Raw genomic sequence first — 7002 nt, 5'->3', positions numbered from 1 at the left:
ACCAAAACGCCCGCCTCTCACGAGGCGGGCGTTTTGCGTTTCCAAGTCGCTTTTCTTACCGGATGGTCATGATCCGGCCAAAGGGAGGTAAGGCGAGGCCTGGCACAGTCCCCTCCTGTCTCAGAAGAGGGGAGGGGGCTTCGTGCCGATCCAAGCTCAAGCGGCTTTCCCGCGCATTCCCGACCACGTATCGTCCGGCCCCATGCGTCTTCTCATCATCGAGGACGACCGCGAGGCGGTCTCCTATCTCGTCAAGGCTTTCAAGGAAGCCGGTCACGTGCCGGACCATGCGGTCGATGGGCTGGATGGCTATGCGATGGCGCGGGAGGGCGATTACGATGTCCTCATCGTCGATCGCATGTTGCCGAAGCTCGACGGATTGTCGCTGGTTCGGTCCCTGCGCGAGCAGGAAGTCACCACGCCGATCCTGATTCTCTCGGCGCTCGGGCAGGTTGACGACCGGGTGAAAGGCCTGCGGGCCGGCGGCGACGATTACCTACCGAAACCCTATGCCTTCTCCGAGCTGCTCGCCCGCGCCGAGGTGTTGGCACGGCGCCGTGCATCCACACCCGGCACCGCCGAGGCGACGTCCTATCATGTGGGGGACCTGCATCTCGATCGCCTGTCTCACCGCGTCACCCGCGGCGGCCATGAAATTCTGCTCCAACCGCGCGAATTTCGTCTGCTCGAATATCTCATGCGCCATGCTGGGCAGGTCGTGACCCGCACGATGCTGCTCGAACATGTCTGGGACTACCATTTCGACCCGCAGACCAACGTCATCGATGTCCATGTCTCACGCCTGCGGGCCAAGCTCGACAAGGATTTCGACACCGCCCTGATCCATACGATCCGCGGTGCCGGCTATATCCTGCGACCGGACGATTCCTCCCGCTCGTCCGACGCGTCGTGAGCGAGGCCGACGGTCTGCCCGCGCGTATCCGGAACCTGTTCCGGACGACCGCCTTCAAGCTGTCCTTCGCCTATCTGGTCGTCTTCGCGACATTCGCCTTCCTGGCTTTGGGCTATGTCGCCTGGAATGCGAGCCGCGTGCTCGACGACCAGATGGTGTCGACCATCGAGGCCGAGATCAACGGCCTGTCGGAGCAGTACAAGGCCGGAGGCCTGCGCCGGCTGATCTCCGTCGTCGAACGCCGGGCCGGCGAACCGGGAGCCTCCCTCTATCTGGTGACGACGGCGGCGGGAGAGCGCGTCGTCGGCAATGTGGGAGCGCTCGCCGACGGAACCCTGGCCCAGCCCGGCCAGACCGAGGCCGCCTATGCCCGCAGCGGTCAGTCCGACGTGCTCGACCGCCACGCCATTCTGCAGGTCTTCGTTCTCCCCGGAGGGTTCCGCCTCGTCGTCGGACGAGACGTGGAGGAGCGTGACCGCCTGCGCTCCATCATCGCGACGACCTTCGGCTCTTCCGTGGCCCTGGTCGTCATCCTCGGGGTCGTCGGGGGATGGTTCGTGGCCAGCCGCGTTCTCCGGCGGGTCGACGCCATGACCGAGACGACGCGCCGGATCATGGCCGGCGACCTCGATGGGCGGCTCGCGGTGGCCGGAAACGGCGACGAACTCGATCGCCTGGCGAGTAATCTCAACGAGATGCTCGAGCGTATCGGCGAGTTGATGCGCGGCTTGCGCGAAGTTTCCGACAATATCGCCCACGATCTCAAGACCCCGCTCACCCGGCTGCGCAACCGCGCCGACGAAGCGCTTCACGGCGCCGACACGCCCGAGCAATTGCGTGCCGCCATGGAGGGCGTCATCGAGGAGAGCGACGGCCTGATCCGGGTTTTCAATGCCCTGCTGATGATCGCGCGGCTGGAGGCCGGAAACGCACAGGAGATCATGGCCCGGTTCGATCTCGGCCTCGTGGCGCAGGGGGTGGGCGAACTCTATGAGGCGCTGGCGTCCGAGCGGGGGATGGAACTGGCCATCGAGGCGCCCGAAGGGCTCATGATCCGTGGCAACCGCGAACTCGTGGGCCAGGCCCTCGCCAACCTCATCGACAATGCGGTGAAATATGGCGGCGCCGGCGGAACGGTGCGTGTCACCGCCGAAGAGCGCGGATCCGGCATTGCGGTCATCGTCTCCGACAATGGTCCAGGCATTCCCGAGGAGGCGCGCGGGCGCGTGCTCGGCCGGTTCGTCCGCCTGGAGGAAGCGCGGTCCCTGCCGGGATTCGGTCTAGGGCTCAGTCTCATCAATGCGGTGGTGCGCCTTCATCAGGGCACGCTCGCGCTGGAAGACAATCGGCCGGGACTTCGCGTCGTCATGACCCTCCCGGCCTGAAACTGCCTTACAAAACTTACCGTCGTCCCTCGCTCACGGCACAACGGCGCAGCGGGAGTTTTTTTGAGAGATACAAAGCAGGTTCGCGTTTGCGAGCCCATGCTCCATCGGGTGGTCGACATCCGACGGATGGAACCGCCGGCCTGGGTCCGTCCCGACCCCCTTGCCGATTCTCGAAAGGTCCGCTCCCAGGTTGTCGAGGCAAAGGCCAACGACCGGGTCGGGTGGAAAGCGGTGCGACTGCTTTTGTCGCTGGAAGCTCCAAGCGGACATCAACACCGTCCACTCGTAGCAGTAGTCCGAGCGTCTGATCGCCGAATGGCAGGCAGAAACGTTTCGGGAATCGCAGTCGTCAATCCGATCCGTTCGCTAGCCCAAGGAAATGGCCCAATCGAAGCTCGATGTCCGCCCCGTTCTCGGCGGCGAGCTTCGCCATTCGCGGATGGCGTCCCTTGCGGATGCCCGTCGTCATGGCCGAACGCGCCGCTGGCGGGCGATGACGAACGTCGGCGGCCAGGGAGGGCTGCCATGGACATCCTGGCGTCCCTCGCCGATCGGATCGCGGACGCGGGTATGCGTGGGACAGGCGCCTAGACGCGGGTGACCGTAACAAAGACTGTGAACTCTCACAACGCGTGCTGATCTCGGCGGAGCTTCGCGCTAGAAAGTTTATAGGGGCGTCGAATAACGACCCCGTGAGGAGGACGCGCATGCTCCGCTTGAGCCGGTGGATTGACGTGCTCAATGAGCGGATCGGTAAGGCTGCCGCGTGGGCGATCGTGGCTGCAGTGATCGTGTCCACCCTGAACGCGATCGTGCGCAAGCTGTTCGGCACCTCCTCGAACGCGTGGCTCGAACTGCAATGGTACCTGTTCGGTGCCGTGTTCATGTTGTGCGCCGCCTGGACACTCAAGGACAACGAGCATATCCGCATCGACATCGTGTCAAGCCGGCTCTCGAAGCGTGGCCGCGACCTCGTCGACGTCTTCGGGCACCTGTTCTTCCTGCTGCCTTTCCTGGTGGTGATGATCTGGCTGACGACGCCGTTCTTCTTGAACTCCTTTAATTCCGCCGAAGTCTCCACCAACGCCGGTGGATTGCTGATCTGGCCGGCAAAGGGGCTGATCCTCGTCGGCTTATTCCTGCTCGGGCTGCAGTGGCTCTCCGAACTGACCAAGCGCCTGCTGATCCTCGCCGGCCGGATCGAGGATACGACGAGCGCGGGCGGTCACCACGCCGCCGCCGAGTCGGAGGCCGAGCGCCTCGTGGCGGAGCTCGCGGGCGAGCCGGCGAAGGCGGCTTTCGAGGCCGATCCGAAGGCGGGCCCTAAACCCGCGCCGAAGGCAGTCCCGTAAGCCTGACCCACCGACACGTCCGTCCCCAGCTCTCGAACCCACCAAGGTCCGATGTTCGCCGAGTTGATCGCCCACAACCTCGCGCCGATCATGTTCGCGACGCTCGTCGTGTTCCTGCTTCTCGGCTATCCGGTCGCCTTCGCGCTCGCCGCCAACGGCCTGCTATTCTTCGTGGTGGCAGTCGAACTCGCGCCCTACGCGCCTGACACGATCAGCCTGTCCTGGCCGCTGCTTCAAGCCCTGCCGGAGCGCGTCTTCGGGGTGATGTCGAACGAAGTGCTGCTGGCGGTCCCGTTCTTCACCTTCATGGGGCTGGTGCTTGAACGCTCCGGCATGGCCGAGGATCTGCTCGACACGATCGGCCAGCTCTTCGGGACCATTCGCGGCGGTCTCGCCTACGCCGTGATCTTCGTCGGCGCGCTTCTCGCCGCCACCACCGGCGTGGTCGCGGCCTCGGTGATCTCGATGGGCCTCATCTCGCTGCCGATCATGCTGCGCTACGGCTATGACCGGCGCGTCGCCACCGGCGTGATCGCGGCCTCGGGCACACTCGCGCAGATCATCCCACCCTCCCTGGTGCTGATCGTCATGGCCGACCAGCTCGGCCGATCGGTGGGCGACATGTACGAGGGCGCCTTCGTTCCCGGCCTCGTCCTCTCGGCGATGTATGCCGGTTACGTCCTCCTCGTTACCCTGATCTGGCCAAAGGCCGCACCCGGCCTGCCCCGGGACGCGATCGGCTACCGGGAGGCGAACGGTGCCCGGGGCGTCTGGCAGCTTGGAATCCTCGTCATGTTCTCCGCCCTGATCGGCATGGCGGTGATGACCCAGACCGGCACCAAGGGCGGCGCCGATTACGTCATCCTGACGATCTGCATCGCCACCGTGGTCGCGCTGGTCTGCGCAGTGATGAACCGCTTCCTCGGCGCGCAGCGCGTCGTTGCATCCGCGCTGCTGGCACTGGCCCTCGTCGCGCTCAGTGTCTACCTGCGGGCCAACGATGGCGGTACCTGGGGCCTGCTCCTCGAACTCGTCGCGGCCAGCGCGCTGTACGCACTGGTCGTCGGGGTCGTAGAGCGCCTGACCGGCCTGCGCCTGATCTCCCGCATGGCCCAGCAGGTCACCTTCGTCATGGTGCCGCCGCTGCTGCTGATCTTCCTCGTGCTGGGCACGATCTTCATCGGCATCGCGACCCCCACCGAGGGCGGCGCCATGGGCGCGGTCGGCTCCCTCGTGCTCGCGGGCATCAAGCGCCTGCTTGACCGCAACCCGGCGCGCCTGAACCTCTCCCTGGTGAAGCAGGCCACGGAATCCACCGCCAAGCTCTCGACCTTCGTGCTGTTCATCTTGATCGGCGCGCGCGTGTTCTCGCTGACCTTCTATGGCGTCAACGGCCACGTCTGGGTCGAGCACCTGCTCACCAACCTGCCGGGCGGCCAGGTCGGGTTCCTGATCTTCGTCAACATCCTGATCTTCCTGCTCGCCTTCTTCCTCGATTTCTTCGAGCTGGCCTTCATCATCATCCCGCTAATCGGGCCGGCGGCGGACAAGCTCGGCATCGACCTTATCTGGCTCGGCGTGATGCTCGGGGTGAATATGCAGACGAGCTTCATGCACCCGCCCTTCGGCTTCGCGCTGTTCTACCTGCGCTCGGTCGCTGCCAAGGTGCCCTATCTCGACCGCGTCACCGGCAAGCGCATGGAGCCCATCACCACGGGCCAGATCTACTATGGGGCGATCCCCTTCGTGATCATTCAATGCATCATGGTCGCCCTGGTGATCCTCTTCCCTGGAATGGTCACGCACTACAAGTCGAGCGGCACCAAGGTCGATCCGGCCGCGGTGCAGCAGCAGCTCGACAATCTTCAGGGGCTGGGCGCCGGTCCCGGCGACGATGCGCCGCCCATCGATCTGGGCCCATCGAAGATCGAGTGATCGGCCTCGCAGGCTGACCCGCGCGGAGGAGTGAGATCTCCACCGCAGAGGTGCAACGAAGAAACGAATGGAGGAAACAATGAAGAGACGCGAATTTCTGAAGAATGCCGGTCTCGGCGCGGTCGCAGCCGGTAGCATCGCCGCCCCCGCCATCGCCCAGTCGGCACCCGAAATCCGCTGGCGCCTAAGCTCCGGCTTTCCGAAATCCCTAGACACGATCTACGGCGCGGCCGACGTGCTCGCGAAATTCGTCTCCGATGCCACGGACGGCAAGTTTGTGATTCAGCCCTTCGCTGCGGGCGAAATCGTCGGCACCTTTCAGGCGGCGGATGCGGTCAGCAACGGGACCGTCGAGATGGTTCACACCGCCGGATATTACTACGCGGGCAAGGATCCGACCTTCGCCCTTGGGGCCGCTGTCCCCTTCGGCTTGAACAGCCGTCAGCAGAACGCGTGGCTCTATCACGGAGGCGGCAACGAGATCGTCAACGAGTTCATGGCAAAGCAGAACATCTATGCGCTGCCCGGCGGCAACACCGGCACGCAGATGGGCGGCTGGTTCCGCAAGGAGGTCAAGACGGTCGCCGACCTGCAAGGCCTGAAGATGCGCATCGCCGGCATCGCCGGGCAGGTCATGGCCAAGCTCGGGGCCGTGCCGCAGCAGGTCGCAGGCGGCGACATCTACCCGGCGCTAGAGCGCGGAACCATCGACGCTGCAGAATGGATCGGCCCCTACGATGACGAGAAGCTCGGCTTCAACAAGGTGGCGCCATTCTATTACTATCCTGGCTGGTGGGAAGGCGGTCTGACACTGCACTTCTACATCAACAAAGCGAAGTGGGAGAGCTTGCCCAAGAACTACCAGGCCATCCTACAGGCCGCCGCGATGGCGGCCAATGTCGACATGCTGGCCAAATACGACGCCAGGAACCCGGCCGCTTTGCGCCGCCTCATCGGCACCGGAGCCCAGCTCCGGCCCTATTCGAACGAAATCATGGAAGCCGCCCTGAAGGCCACGAACGAGGTCTACGCCGAGATCTCGGCCAAGAACCTCGATTTCAAGAAGGGCATCGACGCTTTGCGTGCCTTCCGCGGCGAAGAATACCTCTGGTTCCAGGTTGCGGAGTATACCTACGACGGCTTCATGATTCGGAACCGAACCAAGAACTAACATGGGACCCGGCCTGCACGACCGCCACGACGTGCTGGCTAGGTTCTCCTGGACAGTGATTATCGAGGTAGGATTTCGGGACGGTTTTCCTTTCCACTTGGAGGACTGTGTGCCACGATAAGAAGTTCCACTTTCGGAACGACGTCTCACTCACCCGCCCGGCTCTCGCCGTGGCGGGTCTTTCCTTTGACCTTTGCGAGACTGCCTCAACCTTCGATGTGGACGCGCAAAAGCGCGCCATCG

The 7002-nt window shown here is 64.2% G+C and carries 5 protein-coding genes; all 5 read left to right on the top strand.

From position 1 onward, the window contains the following. The first annotated feature begins 202 nt into the window (after positions 1 to 202). The 5 genes from IPV08_RS20555 to IPV08_RS20535 all read left to right on the top strand — a co-directional run bounded on the left by IPV08_RS20555 (position 203) and on the right by IPV08_RS20535 (position 6759). A complete protein-coding gene (locus tag IPV08_RS20555; protein WP_207413319.1) occupies positions 203 to 913 on the top strand; it encodes a response regulator transcription factor in 711 nt (236 codons plus the stop codon). Next, positions 910 to 2298, top strand: a complete 1389-nt coding sequence (locus IPV08_RS20550; RefSeq protein WP_207413308.1) for an ATP-binding protein — start codon at positions 910 to 912, stop codon at positions 2296 to 2298. Before IPV08_RS20555 ends, IPV08_RS20550 begins: the two co-directional genes overlap by 4 nt. A 710-nt stretch (positions 2299 to 3008) precedes the next feature. Further along, positions 3009 to 3653, top strand: a complete 645-nt coding sequence (locus IPV08_RS20545; protein WP_207413306.1) for a TRAP transporter small permease subunit — start codon at positions 3009 to 3011, stop codon at positions 3651 to 3653. A 51-nt stretch (positions 3654 to 3704) separates the two neighbouring features. Beyond that, positions 3705 to 5588, top strand: coding sequence for a TRAP transporter large permease subunit (locus IPV08_RS20540; protein ID WP_207413304.1), 1884 nt, complete (start codon positions 3705 to 3707; stop codon positions 5586 to 5588). A 79-nt stretch (positions 5589 to 5667) separates the two neighbouring features. Further along, the gene (locus tag IPV08_RS20535) at positions 5668 to 6759 is read left to right on the top strand and encodes a TRAP transporter substrate-binding protein (protein ID WP_207413302.1); all 1092 of its coding nucleotides are present in this window, start codon (positions 5668 to 5670) and stop codon (positions 6757 to 6759) included. Positions 6760 to 7002: the final 243 nt, after the last annotated feature.

The sequence above is a fragment of the Methylobacterium sp. SD274 genome, assembly GCF_017355285.1.
Taxonomy (GTDB): domain Bacteria; phylum Pseudomonadota; class Alphaproteobacteria; order Rhizobiales; family Beijerinckiaceae; genus Methylobacterium.
The sequence above is the reverse complement of the archived record's forward strand: the minus strand, read 5'-3'. Positions and strand labels throughout refer to the sequence as shown.

Coding starts and splice junctions, on each gene's coding strand:
- IPV08_RS20555 (WP_207413319.1), top strand. CDS start 203: ATGCGTCTTCTCATCATCGAGGACGACCGCGAGGCGGTCTCCTATCTC.
- IPV08_RS20545 (WP_207413306.1), top strand. CDS start 3,009: ATGCTCCGCTTGAGCCGGTGGATTGACGTGCTCAATGAGCGGATCGGT.
- IPV08_RS20540 (WP_207413304.1), top strand. CDS start 3,705: ATGTTCGCCGAGTTGATCGCCCACAACCTCGCGCCGATCATGTTCGCG.
- IPV08_RS20535 (WP_207413302.1), top strand. CDS start 5,668: ATGAAGAGACGCGAATTTCTGAAGAATGCCGGTCTCGGCGCGGTCGCA.